Here is a 13,757-nt window from a genome sequence, read left to right on the forward strand (position 1 = left end):
TGCTTCGGGGGGTATGCGCCGGAGGCGCCGTAAGGGGGCTGGAAGTACACCAGTTACCGTCCTCAGATCTTCAGTGAAACCCGGGGACGTCGTCGGCCCGCTCGTTCAGTGCAATGGTTCTCCCGCCGCGGGACGCGGCGTTATCGGGAGCCGTCCTCGCTCGTGGGAGCAGTGCTTGTGGCGGTGGCTCCTGCGGTGACCTCGTCGGTCGGAGGCTCGCTCACGTCCACGAAATCAGAGGGATTGTCTTGCGATTGTACATCAGCGTCCAGGTCCTTCCGGCCGCGGCCGGGCTGATACGGCGAAGGCTCCAGACCCGGGTGACGGCGCGTCTGCACCACGAGGATGACGAGGCCGACGACGACGCCGATGATCGCCGCCCAGACGTTGCTGCGCAGACCCAGGATGATCTCGCTCGGGTCGATGCGGATCGACTCCCACACGATGCGACCAGCGCTATACCAGATGAGGTAGATCGCGAACAGCCGGCCCCACTGGAAGAAGAGCTTGCGGCTCAGCCACAGCAGCACGATCACGCCGAGCCCGTTCCACAGCACCTCGTACAGGAACGTCGGGTGGAACAGCGTGCCCTCGGGGAGCCCGGGAGGGAAGGCCGAGTTGGTGGACTCGATCTCGAGGCCCCACGGCAGGTCGGTCGGCAGGCCGAAGAGCTCGTGGTTGAACCAGTTGCCGAACCGGCCCATGGCCTGCGCGAGCAGCAGCCCGGGAGCGAGTGCGTCGGCGAACGTCCAGAAGCGGATACCGGTCCAGCGGCAGCCGAGGTACGCGCCGATGGCGCCGCCGATCAGCGCGCCGAAGATGGCGATGCCGCCCTCCCAGATCGCCCACACCGAGCCGGGCTCGAAGGGGTTCCAGGTGTTCTTGCCCTCGCCGAAGTAGAAGTTCGGGTGGGTCAGCACGTGGAAGATGCGGGCGCCGATGATGGCCAGCGGCACCGCGAGGATCGAGATGTCGATCACGACCCACGGCTCCGCACCGCGCTTCGTGAGGCGGTGGTTGGTCAGCAGCACCGCGACGATGATGCCGGCGATGATGCAGAGCGCGTAGAAGTGGATCCGCACCGGGCCCAGGTCGAAGTACGCGACGGGAGGACTCGGGATGCTGGCGAGCACGCCGGTGAAGCTGCTGGGGAGCGCGAGGGACATGAGTGCGATTCTAGTTCTCGGGGACGGAGCGCACCGACGACGTGCCGGTGGCGAGGGTTCGGGCGACGGCCGCGAGGGCGGGGACGCCGCCGTCGCGCAGGGCGCGCACGAGCGCGGTGCCGACGATGGCGCCGTCGGCGTACTCGGAGACACCGGCGATCTGCTCGGCGGTGGAGATGCCGATTCCGACGCAGGCGCGCCGGGCGCCGTGCTCGCGCAGGCGGGCGACGAGGGTGCGTGCGCCGCGGTCGAGCTCGGCCCGCTCCCCCGTGATGCCCATCGTGGAGACGGTGTACACGAAACCGGTCGACGACTTCACCACGAGCTCGAGGCGCTCGTCCGACGAGGTCGGCGCGGCCAGGAACACCCGGTCGAGCCCGGTCCGCTCGCTCGCCGCGATCCACTCCGCCGCCGCGTCCGGCGTGATGTCGGGCGTGATCAGCCCGGCGCCGCCCGCCGCCAGCAGGTCGTCGGCGTAGCGATCGACGCCGTACTGCAGCACCGGGTTCCAGTAGGTCATCACGAGCACCGGGACGTCGGTCGCGGCAGTGATGGCGCGGATCGCGGTGAAGAGGTCCTTCATCCGGAAGCCGGCGGCGAGGGCGGCGGTCGTCGCCTCCTGGATGATCGCGCCGTCCATCACGGGGTCGCTGTAGGGCGGCCCGAGCTCGATGATGTCCACGCCGTTCTCGGCGAGGGCGATCGCCGCCTGGATGCTCGTCTCCAGGTCGGGGAAGCCGACGGGCAGGTAGCCGACGAAGGCGCTGCGGCCGGCGTCGTGCGCGCGCTGGATGGCCTGTTCGACGCGGCTCACAGCTGCGGCTCTCCCTTCGAGGCGGCTTCTTCGGCGGAGCTCTCCTCGGTCGCGTCGTGCGCGAGCGCCGCCTCGTCGTAGAGCTCGAAGTACCGGGCGGCCGTGTCCATGTCCTTGTCGCCCCGGCCGGAGAGGCAGATCGCCAGGACGGCGTCCGGTCCGAGCTCGCGGCCGATCCGCAGGGCTCCCGCGAGGGCGTGCGCGGACTCGATCGCCGGGATGATGCCCTCGGTGCGGCTCAGCAGCCGCAGGGCCTGCATCGCCTCGTCGTCGGTCGCCGGGATGTAGTCCGCGCGGCCGATGTCGGCCAGCCACGAGTGCTCCGGGCCGACGCCGGGATAGTCGAGCCCGGCGGAGATCGAGTGCGACTCGACCGTCTGGCCGTCCTCGTCCTGCAGGACATAGGTCTTCGCGCCGTGCAGCACACCGGGACGACCGCGCTCGATCGACGCCGCGTGCCGCGGGGTGTCCACTCCGTCGCCGGCCGCCTCGACGCCGTACAGGCGCACGCCCTCGTCGTCGAGGAACGCGTCGAACATGCCGATCGCGTTCGAGCCGCCGCCCACGCACGCGAACACCGCGTCGGGCAGCCGGCCCACCTCATCGAGCAGCTGGGCGCGCGCCTCCTCGCCGATGATCTTCTGGAAATCGCGGACCATCGCCGGGAACGGATGCGGCCCCGCGGCGGTGCCGAAGATGTAGTTCGTGGTCTCGACCGAGGCGACCCAGTCGCGGTACGCGTCGTTGATCGCGTCCTTCAGCGTGCGCGAGCCCGAGGTCACCGGCACGACCTCGGCGCCCAGCAGGCGCATGCGGGCGACGTTCAGCGCCTGGCGCTCGGTGTCGACCTCGCCCATGTAGATCGTGCAGTCCAGGCCGAACAGGGCCGCCGCGGTGGCCGTCGCGACACCGTGCTGTCCTGCACCCGTCTCGGCGATCACCCTGGTCTTGCCGAGGCGCTTGGTGAGCAGCGCCTGGCCCAGCACGTTGTTGATCTTGTGCGAGCCGGTGTGGTTGAGGTCCTCGCGCTTGAGGAACACCCGCGCGCCCCCGGCGTGCTCGGCGAACCGCGGCACCTCGGTCAGCGCCGAGGGGCGTCCGGCGTAGGAGGACAGCAGGTGGGCCAGCTCGGCACGGAACTCCGGATCGGCGATCGCCACCTCGTACGCGACCGTCAGCTCGTCGATCGCGGCGATCAGCGACTCCGGCATGAACCGGCCGCCGAAGTCACCGAAGTACGGGCCGTGCTGGTCACGCAGACTCACTTCGCCTCCAGGAAGCTCTCGAGCGTGGCGACCGGATCCCCGGTCACCAGGGCCTCACCGATCAGCACGACGTCGGCACCGGCCGAACGGTAGTGCGCGACATCGGCGGGGGTGAGCACCGCGGACTCCGCGATCTTGATCGCCGTGTCCGGGATGCGGTCGACGAGCCGACCGAAGAGGTCACGGTCGAGCTCGAGAGTCTTCAGGTCGCGCGCGTTCACGCCGATGAGCGCGGCGCCGAGATCGATCGCCACGTCGAGCTCCTCCGCCGAGTGCGTCTCGACGAGCGGGGTCATGCCGAGCTCCAGGGTGAACGCGTACAGGTCGCGCAGCACCTCCGGCTCGAGCCCGGCGACGATCAGCAGGACGAGATCAGCACCCGCCGCCCGCGCCTCCAGCACCTGATACCGCGTGGCGATGAAGTCCTTGCGCAGCACCGGCAGCGACACCCGCGCGGTCACGGCCTCGAGATCCGCCAGACTGCCCCCGAAACGGCGCTCCTCGGTCAGGACGCTGATCGCCGAGGCGCCGCCCTGCTCGTACAGCGACGCCTGGTGGGCGGGATCCGGGATCTCGGCGAGTGCACCACGGGACGGGCTCGCCCGCTTGACCTCGGCGATGATCTTGACCCGCTCGGCGGGAGCGAGGAACGCAAGGGCGTCCTTCGCCGCCGGGCGCGCGAGAGCCTCGCGCTCGACGACCTCGATCGGCCGGGAGAGGGAGCGACGCTCGGCGTCTGCGACAGCGCCGGCCGTCAGGTCGGCGAGGACCACTAGTGCGCCTTCGGGGAGTACTTGGGGCCCTTCACGCCGTAGCCCGCCTTCGCGAGCGCCCAACCCACGATGGCCCCGATCGGGATCAGCGCGGCGGAGATCCAGACCAGGGTCGGCTGCTCGAAGCAGAACGCGACGGTCGCGGCGGTGAAGCCGACGAGCATGATCACGACGGCGGTCCAGGCCGCAGGCGAGTGTCCGTGGCCAGGGTCGGCGATCGGGTTGGTCATGTTTCCTCCGGGGACGACGTGCGGATGTCTTCAGTCTATCGGGGTCAGCGCGTGGGATCCGTCCCGCGGGACAGGTCGTCCCACGAGTCGACCGCGTCGACCGGGCCCTCGTGCGTCGCGGGGTGCGCGGTCTCGGTGCGGTAACGGCGGCCGCCCGACTTCCACTGACGCCAGGTGACCAGTACCAGCACGGCCGCGAGCAGCAGGATCACCCAGCCGACGAGTGCGACCCACGGCCACGCGGACGCCACGATGTGCGCCGCCACCTCGTGCACGGCGGTGTCGCCCGCGAGCCCCGTGGTCTCGGTCACGGTCGCGGCGACGGCGTCGAAGGGCTCAGCGACCAGCAGCTGCACGGTCGACCAGCCGAGGAACACCGCCGCGACCGCGGCGAGCACCCCGAAGACCAGTCGCACCGCGCGACCGGCGATCGACAGGGCCGCGCCGAGCGCCAGCACCGCGAGGCTCAGCGGCGCGAGCAGCACCATCGCCGCGGCCCCCGGCACGAGGATCGCCTCTCCCGCATCGGCGCGCTCGACCGTGAACCAGGTCTGCGTGGAGGAGATGATGCCGAGGGCGCCGGCGAGCAGGAAGCCGGAGACCGCGAGCGAGCGCCCCCGCCGGGCGAGGCTCACGACGACGCCGATCCGTCGACGGCACCCAGGTCGGTCGTGTCGAAGCACGTGCGGGTCCCCGTGTGGCACGCCGGGCCGGTCTGGTCGACCAGCAGCAGGATCGCGTCGCCGTCGCAGTCGAGTCGGGCCTCGCGCACCACCTGGATGTTCCCGGAGGTGTCGCCCTTGCGCCAGTACTCCTGCCGGGACCGCGACCAGTACGTCGCACGACCCGACGTGAGCGTGCGCCGCAGCGCCTCCGCATCGACCCATGCGAGCATCAGCACCTCGCGCGTGTCCCACTGCTGCACGATCGCGGGCGCCAGGCCCTCGGCCGTGAAAGCCACCTGGGCGATGCGCGCCTCGACATCCGGCTCGCTCTGCCCCTGCTGCGCCTCCGTCATCGAACCAGCACCCCCTCCGCGCGCAGCGCGTCCTTCACGTCGCCGACCGTGAGCGCTCCCGTGTGGAAGACGCTCGCCGCGAGCACGGCGTCGGCACCCGCCTTGATGGCCGGGGCGAAATCGGTCGCTCGTCCGGCGCCGCCGGAGGCGATCACGGGCACCGGCGCCGCCTCGCGCATGAGCCGGACGAGTTCCAGGTCGAACCCGTCGCGCGTACCGTCCGCGTCGATCGAGTTCACCAGCAGCTCACCCGCCCCGCGCTCCGCGGCCTCCCTGGCCCAGTCGAGAGCGTCCAGGGTGGTCTGCGTGCGACCGCCGTGCGTCGTGACGACGAAACCGGAATGCGTCGTGTCGGCGCGCTTCACGTCGAGCGAGAGCACGAGCACCTGAGCGCCGAAGCGGTCCGCGATCTCGCCGATCAGCTCGGGCCGGGCGATCGCGGCGGAGTTCACCCCCACCTTGTCGGCGCCGACGGACAGCAGCCGGGCCACGTCCTCCACGCTGCGCACTCCCCCGCCGACCGTCAGCGGCACGAACACCTGCTCGGCGGTGCGCTGCACGACGTCGTAGGTCGTGGCCCGCGCGTCGACGGTCGCGGTCACATCGAGGAAGGTGATCTCGTCCGCGCCCTGCGCCGCATAGTGCCGGGCGAGCTCGACCGGATCCCCCATGTCGCGCAGGTTCTCGAAGTTCACGCCCTTCACGACGCGGCCGTCGGCCACATCGAGGCACGGGATGACCCTGCTCGCGAGAGTCATCAGAGCCTCGCCGCGTGGATCGCCGTGACGAGGATCGCCCTGGCCCCCAATGCGTACAGGTCGTCCATCACCTGGTTGACCCGGCGACGCGGGATCATCACGCGCACGGCCACCCAGGCCGGGTCGCGCAGCGGGGAGATGGTGGCCGACTCCCGGCCGGGAGCGATCGCGACCGCCTGGTCGACCAGCTCGGTCGGCAGGTCGTAGTCGAGGAGCACGTACCGGCGGGCCACCATGACGCCTCGGAGACGGCGCAGCAGCGTGTCGACGCCATCCGCGTCACCCGGGCGGCTGATCAGCACGGCCTCGGACTCCAGGATGACGGGGCCGAAGATCTCCAGCCCCGCCTGTCGCAGCGTGGTCCCCGTGGAGACCACGTCGGCGACGGCATCGGCGACGCCGAGGCGCACGGCCGACTCCACCGCACCGTCGAGCTGCACCAGCTCGGCGTTCACGCCGTGCTCCCGGAGGAACGAGCCCACCAGTCCGGGGTAGGCCGAGGCCACGCGCACGCCGTCGAGGTCGTCGATCGACGTGAAGCGTCCGGGAGGGCCGGCGAAGCGGAACGTCGACGCGCCGAAGCCGAGCTGCTCGATCTCGCGCGCCGGCTGCTGCACGTCGAGCAGCAGGTCGCGTCCGGTGATGCCGACGTCGAGAGCGCCGGAGGCGACGTACGTGGCGATGTCACGCGGACGCAGGAAGAAGAACTCGACGTCGTTCTCGGTGTCGACGACGTGCAGGGTCTTGGGGTCGCGGCGGCCGGCGTAGCCCGCCTCCGCGAGCATCTCGGCGGCGGTCTCGGACAGCGAGCCCTTGTTGGGAACGGCGATGCGCAGCATGAACGGCTTTCAGTTCGAAGGAGTGGGGGCGGAGCGCATCACAGATGTCGATAGACGTCCTGCAGGGTGAGGCCCTTCGCGAGCATCATCACCTGCAGGTGGTACAGCAGCTGCGAGATCTCCTCCGCCGCCGCCTCGTCGGACTCGTACTCGGCCGCCATCCACACCTCGGCGGCCTCCTCCACGATCTTCTTGCCGATCGTGTGCACGCCGCCGTCGAGCTCCGCGACCGTGCCCGACCCTTCCGGTCGGGTCTCGGCCTTGACGCTGAGCTCGGCGAACAGCTCGTCGAAAGTCTTCACGATTCCAGGCTAGCGGCTCGCGCGAGGTGCCTGAGCCGCGAGACCGCCGCCTCCACGTCGTCCTGCCCGTACACGGCCGAGCCCGCGACGAAGGTGTCCGCCCCCGCGGCCGCCGCCTGCGCGATCGTGTCGTCGGAGATCCCTCCGTCGACCTGGAGCCACACCTGCGACCCTCGACGTCGTGCCTCCTCCGACAGCGCGCGCAGCTTCGGCATCGTCTCCGGCATGAACCCCTGACCGCCGAACCCGGGCTCCACCGTCATCACCAGGATCTGGTCGAACTCGTCGAGGACCGGGAACAGTCCGTCGACCGGAGTGTCCGGCTTGACCGCGACACCGGCTCTGGCACCGATGTCGCGCAACCGCCGCGCGAGCGACACCGGGTCGACCGCGGCCTCCAGGTGGAAGGTGACGCTCGCCGCGCCCAGCTCCGCGTACCCGGGTGCCCAGCGCTCGGGGTCCGTGATCATGAGGTGCACGTCGAGCGGGACGGGACTGGTCTCCTGGATGCGCTGCACCATCTGCGGCCCGAACGTGAGGTTGGGCACGAAATGGTTGTCCATCACGTCGACGTGGGCGAAGTCGGCCGTCGCGATGCGGGCGAGCTCCGTCTGCATGTTGACGAAGTCGGCGGCGAGGATGCTCGGGTTGATGCGCGGTGCGCGAGGAAGCTCCACGGTCTCTGTCCTACCCTTCGGTGTCGTCGGTGCGCTGCAGGAGCGCGAGGAACATGGCGTCGGTGCCGTGGCGGTGCGGCCACAGCTGGGCGCTGCCCGTGGCGGCACGACCGTCGTCGGCGAGGTCGATCGGCGAGCGGGAGACGTCGCGCACCACGCGCCGCGCATCCAGCTCCACCACGTCGGCGCGGTCCCGCAGCACCTCCCGCACGACCCCGGTGGTCTCGGCCAGGTGCGGCGAGCACGTGACGTAGGCCACGACGCCGCCCGGAGCGAGTGCGTCGAGAGCGGCGGACAGCAGGTCCACCTGCAGCGGCACGAGCTCGGCCACATGGGCGGGCGTCTTGCGCCAGCGCGCCTCCGGACGACGCCGCAGTGCTCCCAGCCCGGTGCACGGCGCGTCCACGAGGATGCGGTCGAACCCGCCCGGGTTCTCGCGCGCCAGCTCTCTGCCGTCGCGCTCGTGCACGGTCACGTCTCCGGGGACGGCCCGCAGCGCCTTCCGCACCAGTCGAGCGCGCGTCGGCACGACCTCGTTGGCCTCCAACGCGACCTCGTGCTCGCGGGCGATCGCGGCCAGCAGCGCCGTCTTGCCGCCCGGCCCGGCGCACAGGTCGAGCCACCGCTCCCCCGCCCGGACCGGTGCCGCGGCGGCCAGCGCGAGGGCGACGAGCTGCGACCCCTCGTCCTGGACGCGCACCGTGCCGGCGGACTCCGCGACCGGACGACGAGGGTCGCCCCCGGGTGACGCGAACGCGGTTGGCGCGAACGGGCGACGGGGCTCACCCGGCTGCGCGAGCCCGGGGAGGGCCACCAGCGTCACCTCGGGCGACGCGTTGTCGGCCTCGAGCAGGGCGTCGAGCTCGTCGACCCTGCCCTCGGCCGCCAGTGCGCGCCGCAGTGCCCGGATGACCCACACCGGATGCGCCGCGCGGAGGGCGAGACGCTCATCGTCGGAGCGCGCCTCGGCCTCGATGCGCTCCATCCACTGCCCGGGCGACTCGCGCGCCACGCGACGCAGCACCGCGTTCGCGAAACTGGCCGCGCCACGGCCCGCCCGCGTCGCCACGAGGTTCACCGACTCGTTCACGGCCGCGTGCGAGGCGACCCTGGTCGCCAGGAGCTGATGGACCGCGAGCCGCAGTGCATCCAGCACGGCCGGATCGATCGAGGAGGTGCTGCGATCCGCGGCCGCCGCGATCACCGCGTCGTACGTGCCTCGGCGGCGCAGCGTCCCGTAGGTGAGCTCGGTGGCGAGGGCCGCGTCCTGCGCGTCCAGCCCGGCCTCCGCGATCGCCGGGGGAAGCACGAGGTTGGCGTACGCGTCTGAGTCGGACACCGCCCGCAGCACCTCGTAGGCGACGAGCCGCGCCGGCTGCACCGTCCGCCGGGGCCCGCGCTCGTCGGTGCGCGCTGCGGGTCGGGGACGGCGGACCCCCTGCTGCTGGTGTCGCTCCTGCCTGCTCACGATCCCGCCCGCCGCTCGCCGCCCTGCAGGCCCCGCCACCAGTCGGCGGCGTTCATCGCCCCCTTGCCTGCCGGCTGCACGCGGGTCACCGCGAGGGGCGCGGTCGCGGTGCCGATCAGCAGCGCCGTCCTGGTGCCCGAGAGCACGCCGGGAGGCAACTGCTCCTCCCCGACCGCGGGCTCGGCGGCGAGGATCTTCAGGCGCTGTCCGTCCACCGTCGTGTGGGCGCCGGGCTCGGGCGTCACCCCGCGGAACCGTGCGAACACCGACGACACGGGCTGCGTGAAGTCGAGGAGTCCGTCCGCCAGGCTCAGCTTCGCCGCGAACGTCGGCTCGCCCTCCTGCGGCACCGCCCGCGCCTCTCCCGCCGCGATCGCCGCGACCACCTCCGCGGTCAGGTCGGCGCCGTCGCTCGCGAGCGCCTCCAGCGCCTCGCCGGCCGTCGCCGACGACGGCACCGCCACGGTGCGCCGTGCGAACACGTCGCCCGCGTCGAGCTCCGGCACGAGCTGGAAGACGCTGGCGCCCAGCACCTCGTCGCCCGCGATCAGCGCGCGCTGCACCGGCGCCGCGCCACGCCAGGCGGGCAGCAGGGAGAAGTGCAGGTTGATCCATCCGGCGTCCGGCGTCGACAGCAACGGCTCGCGCACGAGCCCGCCGTAGGCGACGATCACGCCCAGCTCGGGCTCGAGCGCGGCGATCTCCGCGGTCACCGCGTCATCCAGACGCGCCGCCCGGATGACCGGGAGGCCCCGTTCTGCGGCAGCCTGGGCGACGGGCGACGGCGTCAGCACGCGCTTGCGGCCGAGCGGCGCATCCGGTCTCGTCACCACCGCGGCGATGTCATGCTCCGCAGCGAGGCGATGGAGTGTGGGCACGGCAGCGGAGGGCGTGCCGGCGAAGACGAGGCGCATGAAGGTTCTCCGGAAGGGGTCAGAGCTCTGGATCGAGGATATCGAGGCGCACCGTGAGCGCGCTCCGGGCCGCGCGCGCTCGGCCCCGCCGTCCGTTCACGGCCTCCGCCACCACGGCTGCGCGCAGGACGGTCGCCACCCGCACCCCGGCGCCGTAGTCGAAGCGGACCAGGGCGCGCACGCGCGGAGGGTCGTCGTCGCCCTCGACGGGGACGGGGCCGAGCACGGCGTCGGACGGCAGCGACAGCTCCCCGAGCGCGGCAAGAGCGCGGGCGACCGCGGCCGACGTGCCCTCCACGAGCGCGACGCGCGCGGTGGGCGGCATGTGCAGCGGGGCGCGGTTCTCCAGCTCCGAGCGCGCGTAGCCCGCCTGGTTCCACGTCGCGAGGGCCTTGGCGACCGCGCCGTCCACCCCCACCAGATGCACCGGAGCTCCGGGGGCGGCCAGGGCGGCAGCGTTCGACCACCAGCGCAGACACGCCTCGCCGATCCGCAGGTCGGGCGACTGCAGCATGCGCGGCCCGTCCAGCAGCACGACCGCGCGGTACCCGCCTTCCGCGAGGGGCTCGGCGCCGCGGGTCGCCACGACGAGCGCGGGGCGGGCGTCCACCCGCTCCACGGGGTGGCTGCCGTCCGCCACGATCACGCGCACGCCGGGAAACGCCCTGCCGAGCTCCTCCGCGGTGCGCTCACTGCCCGACGACGCCAGCCGCAGCCGCGGGGACGAGCACGCCGGACAGGTCCACGCACTCGCGCCGCGCCCGCACCAGCCGCACACCGGAACGGCACCGCGATGCCGCGCGCCGAGCGGCCCGCCGCAGTGGGCGCAGCGCGCGGGGGTCCGGCAGTCCGCGCACACGAGCGACGGCGAGAACCCCGGGCGCGACACCTGCACCAGCACGGGCCCCTCCGCGGCCGCCGCCCTCGCCGCGAGGAACGCCGACGACGGCAGCCTCTGGGCGGCGGGACGCTCCAGCTCCTGCGGTGTGCTCAGCAGCACGCGCGGCAGCACCCGGCGCCCGGCCCGCACGTCGCGCAGCCAGCCGCGCGCCACGAGCCGCTCGACCTCCGTCGTGCGGGTGTGCCCGGCGAACAGCAGCGCGGAGCCCTCCGACTCCTGCCGCAGCAGCGCCGCATCACGCGCGTGCACATAGGGGGCGAGCGGCTCGCCGAGCAGCGGGTCCCCGTCGTCCCACACGACCACCAGGCCCGCCGTCACCGGGGCGTACACGGCCGAGCGGTTGCCCACCACGATGCACGGGGCGTCCTCGAGGGTCCGCAGGAACGCCCGGTAGCGGTCGGGGTTCGCCTGGCGCGAGTCGTGCCGCACCACGGCCTCCGGGGGCACCACGGCCTCGAGCGCCGTGAGCAGACGGTCGAGGTCGCGATGGTCGGGCATCACGAGGATCGTCGAGCGTCCCGCGGCGAGAGTGCGCGCCGCCGCGGCCGCGAGCAGTCGCGCCCAGCCCTGTGCGCCGTCGTCCAGCTGCGGGATGGCCTCGACCGCGGCGCGGCCTCCCTCGTCGAGCACGACATCGAGACCGTCGTACGCCGCCAGCACACGCTCCGCCTCGGCCGACTGCTCGGCGTCGGGCGCCACGACCGGGGCGTCGGCGCGCCAGGCCTTCTCCGCGCGCACCTGTCGCTTCGGGATCACGAGCCGCAGTACGTCGGACGCCGAGCCCGCGGCACGGTCGGCGACCCGCCGCGCCAGGCGGTACAGGCGGTCGGGCAGCACCGGGACCGCCGACACCACGGTCTCCACCTCGGACAGGGGTCGTTCCGCGTCGCTCTCGACGTCGACCTCCACCACATAGCCGTCCACCACGCGGCCGGCGGTGCGCAGCGGCACCTTCACCCGCACGCCGGGCTCGACGGGCCCGAGCTCGGCGGGAAGGGCGTAGTCGAAGAGCCGGTCGAGCTGCGGCAGCGGCGAGTCGAGGAGCACGCGCGCGATGCGACGGCTCTCGGGCGACATCAGGACCTCGGCCCCCTCAGAGCCCGGCAGCGCGGCGCAGCTCGTCGGCGCGGTCGGTGCGCTCCCAGGTGAAGTCGGGGAGCTCGCGCCCGAAGTGGCCGTACGCCGCGGTCTGCGCGTAGATCGGGCGCAGCAGGTCGAGCTGCTCGATGATCGCCTGCGGGCGCAGGTCGAACACCTCCTCGATCGCGCGCGTGATGACCTCGTCCGACACCCGGCCGGTGCCGAACGTCTCGACGTAGAGCCCCACGGGGCGCGCGACACCGATCGCATAGGCGACCTGCACCTCGAGGCGGTCGGCCAGTCCCGCCGCCACGGCGTTCTTGGCCACCCAGCGTGTGGCGTAGGCGCCGGAACGGTCGACCTTGGACGGGTCCTTGCCGCTGAACGCGCCGCCACCGTGACGCGCGGCACCGCCGTACGTGTCGATGATGATCTTGCGTCCGGTGAGGCCCGCGTCGCCCTTCGGCCCGCCCGTCACGAACGGACCGGCGGGGTTGATGTAGTAGGTCACGTCGTCGAGCGCGAGGCCCGTGGTCGCCAGGACGGGGTCGATCACGTGCTCGCGCACCTGCGCCTTGAGCTCGTCCTGCGAGATGTCGGGGTGATGCTGCGTGGAGAGCACGACCGCGTCGATCGTCTTCGGGGTGAAGCCGTCGTACCCGAGCGTGACCTGGGTCTTGCCGTCGGGGCGGAGATACGGCAGCAGGCCGCTGCGGCGCACCTCGGTCAGGCGTTCGGCGATGCGGTGCGCCGTCCACGCGGCCATCGGCATGAGCTGTGGCGTCTCGTTCGTCGCGAAGCCGAACATGATGCCCTGATCGCCGGCTCCGAGGCCGTCGAGCGGATCGACCGACGTGCCGTCACGGTGCTCCTGGGCGTTGTCGACGCCGTGGGCGATGTCGGTGGACTGCTCCCCGACGGAGACGCTCACGCCGCAGGAGTCCCCGTCGAATCCGGTGTCGGACGACGTGTAGCCGATGCCGTTGACCACCTGGCGCACGATCGTCGGGATGTCGACGTAGGCGTCGGTGCGGATCTCTCCGGCGACGTGCACCAGCCCGGTCGTGACGAGCGTCTCGACGGCGACACGGGACCCCGGGTCCTTCGCGAGCAGGCCGTCGAGGATGCTGTCCGAGATCTGGTCGCAGATCTTGTCCGGGTGCCCTTCGGTGACGGACTCGGACGTGAACAGACGCAGCGCGCTCATCGATGCTCCAGAACGGGGACGGACGGGGGGGAGGGTGTGGCACCCATTCTGGACCGCGCCACCGTCGAAGCGGCGGCGCGGTCGTCGAGTCACTCCGCGTGACGCAGGCGGAGCTTGTCCTCGTTGATCTCGTGCAGCGCGATGGTCAGCGGCTTGTCCTCGACGGACGAGTCCACGAGCGGACCGACGTTGTCGAACAGGTTGCCCTCGTGGAGGTCGGAGTAGTAGTCGTTGATCTGGCGTGCGCGCTTGGCCGCGTAGATCACGAGCTCGTACTTGGAGTCGACGCGCTCCAGCAGGTTGTCGATGGGGGGATCGATGATGCCGTTGTTGCGTCCGGCCATG

Annotated in this window: 16 protein-coding genes; all 16 read right to left on the reverse strand. The window is 72.2% G+C overall.

Annotated elements, in window-relative coordinates; all coding sequences use genetic code 11:
• Window positions 1-140: 140 nt before the first annotated feature.
• Window positions 141-1,166 (reverse strand): prolipoprotein diacylglyceryl transferase, encoded by a 1,026-nt coding sequence (gene lgt / locus KV394_RS13810; RefSeq protein WP_136032416.1) that lies wholly within the window; start codon window positions 1,164-1,166, stop codon window positions 141-143.
• Window positions 1,167-1,176: 10 nt separating this feature from the next.
• Complete coding sequence (gene trpA, locus KV394_RS13815) at window positions 1,177-1,980, reverse strand: tryptophan synthase subunit alpha (protein WP_247981681.1); 804 nt, start codon at window positions 1,978-1,980, stop codon at window positions 1,177-1,179.
• Entirely contained in the window at window positions 1,977-3,245 is a 1,269-nt protein-coding gene (trpB, locus tag KV394_RS13820; protein ID WP_247981682.1) for a tryptophan synthase subunit beta, read from the reverse strand. Before trpB ends, trpA begins: the two co-directional genes overlap by 4 nt.
• Window positions 3,242-4,018, reverse strand: a complete 777-nt coding sequence (trpC, locus tag KV394_RS13825) for an indole-3-glycerol phosphate synthase TrpC (RefSeq protein ID WP_247981683.1) — start codon at window positions 4,016-4,018, stop codon at window positions 3,242-3,244. Before trpC ends, trpB begins: the two co-directional genes overlap by 4 nt.
• Window positions 4,018-4,248 (reverse strand): HGxxPAAW family protein, encoded by a 231-nt coding sequence (locus tag KV394_RS13830; RefSeq protein WP_136032424.1) that lies wholly within the window; start codon window positions 4,246-4,248, stop codon window positions 4,018-4,020. The genes trpC and KV394_RS13830 overlap by 1 nt, the downstream gene beginning before the upstream one ends.
• A gap of 44 nt (window positions 4,249-4,292) precedes the next feature.
• Window positions 4,293-4,883, reverse strand: coding sequence for a Trp biosynthesis-associated membrane protein (locus tag KV394_RS13835; protein ID WP_136032427.1), 591 nt, complete (start codon window positions 4,881-4,883; stop codon window positions 4,293-4,295).
• Entirely contained in the window at window positions 4,880-5,266 is a 387-nt protein-coding gene (gene hisI, locus KV394_RS13840) for a phosphoribosyl-AMP cyclohydrolase (protein WP_136037335.1), read from the reverse strand. The genes KV394_RS13835 and hisI overlap by 4 nt, the downstream gene beginning before the upstream one ends.
• Window positions 5,263-6,024: an imidazole glycerol phosphate synthase subunit HisF gene (gene hisF, locus KV394_RS13845; protein ID WP_136032431.1), complete on the reverse strand. Its 762-nt coding sequence runs from the start codon at window positions 6,022-6,024 to the stop codon at window positions 5,263-5,265. The genes hisI and hisF overlap by 4 nt, the downstream gene beginning before the upstream one ends.
• Window positions 6,024-6,863: an ATP phosphoribosyltransferase gene (hisG, locus tag KV394_RS13850; RefSeq protein WP_136032433.1), complete on the reverse strand. Its 840-nt coding sequence runs from the start codon at window positions 6,861-6,863 to the stop codon at window positions 6,024-6,026. Before hisG ends, hisF begins: the two co-directional genes overlap by 1 nt.
• Before the next feature lie 38 nt (window positions 6,864-6,901).
• On the reverse strand, window positions 6,902-7,165 hold the full coding sequence (locus KV394_RS13855) for a phosphoribosyl-ATP diphosphatase (RefSeq protein WP_136032435.1): 264 nt from the start codon (window positions 7,163-7,165) through the stop codon (window positions 6,902-6,904).
• Window positions 7,162-7,842, reverse strand: a complete 681-nt coding sequence (gene rpe, locus KV394_RS13860; protein ID WP_136037333.1) for a ribulose-phosphate 3-epimerase — start codon at window positions 7,840-7,842, stop codon at window positions 7,162-7,164. The genes KV394_RS13855 and rpe overlap by 4 nt, the downstream gene beginning before the upstream one ends.
• A gap of 10 nt (window positions 7,843-7,852) precedes the next feature.
• The gene (locus KV394_RS13865) at window positions 7,853-9,223 is read right to left on the reverse strand and encodes an RsmB/NOP family class I SAM-dependent RNA methyltransferase (RefSeq protein ID WP_247982873.1); all 1,371 of its coding nucleotides are present in this window, start codon (window positions 9,221-9,223) and stop codon (window positions 7,853-7,855) included.
• A gap of 83 nt (window positions 9,224-9,306) precedes the next feature.
• Window positions 9,307-10,224: a methionyl-tRNA formyltransferase gene (fmt, locus tag KV394_RS13870; RefSeq protein ID WP_247981684.1), complete on the reverse strand. Its 918-nt coding sequence runs from the start codon at window positions 10,222-10,224 to the stop codon at window positions 9,307-9,309.
• A 19-nt stretch (window positions 10,225-10,243) separates the two neighbouring features.
• On the reverse strand, window positions 10,244-12,202 hold the full coding sequence (locus tag KV394_RS13875) for a primosomal protein N' family DNA-binding protein (protein WP_247981685.1): 1,959 nt from the start codon (window positions 12,200-12,202) through the stop codon (window positions 10,244-10,246).
• Between the two features lie 16 nt (window positions 12,203-12,218).
• Window positions 12,219-13,412, reverse strand: a complete 1,194-nt coding sequence (gene metK / locus KV394_RS13880) for a methionine adenosyltransferase (RefSeq protein WP_136033699.1) — start codon at window positions 13,410-13,412, stop codon at window positions 12,219-12,221.
• A gap of 89 nt (window positions 13,413-13,501) precedes the next feature.
• Complete coding sequence (rpoZ, locus tag KV394_RS13885; protein ID WP_025103490.1) at window positions 13,502-13,756, reverse strand: DNA-directed RNA polymerase subunit omega; 255 nt, start codon at window positions 13,754-13,756, stop codon at window positions 13,502-13,504.
• Window position 13,757: the final 1 nt, after the last annotated feature.

It is taken from the genome of Microbacterium sufflavum (genome assembly GCF_023101165.1).
Classification (GTDB): domain Bacteria; phylum Actinomycetota; class Actinomycetes; order Actinomycetales; family Microbacteriaceae; genus Microbacterium; species Microbacterium sufflavum.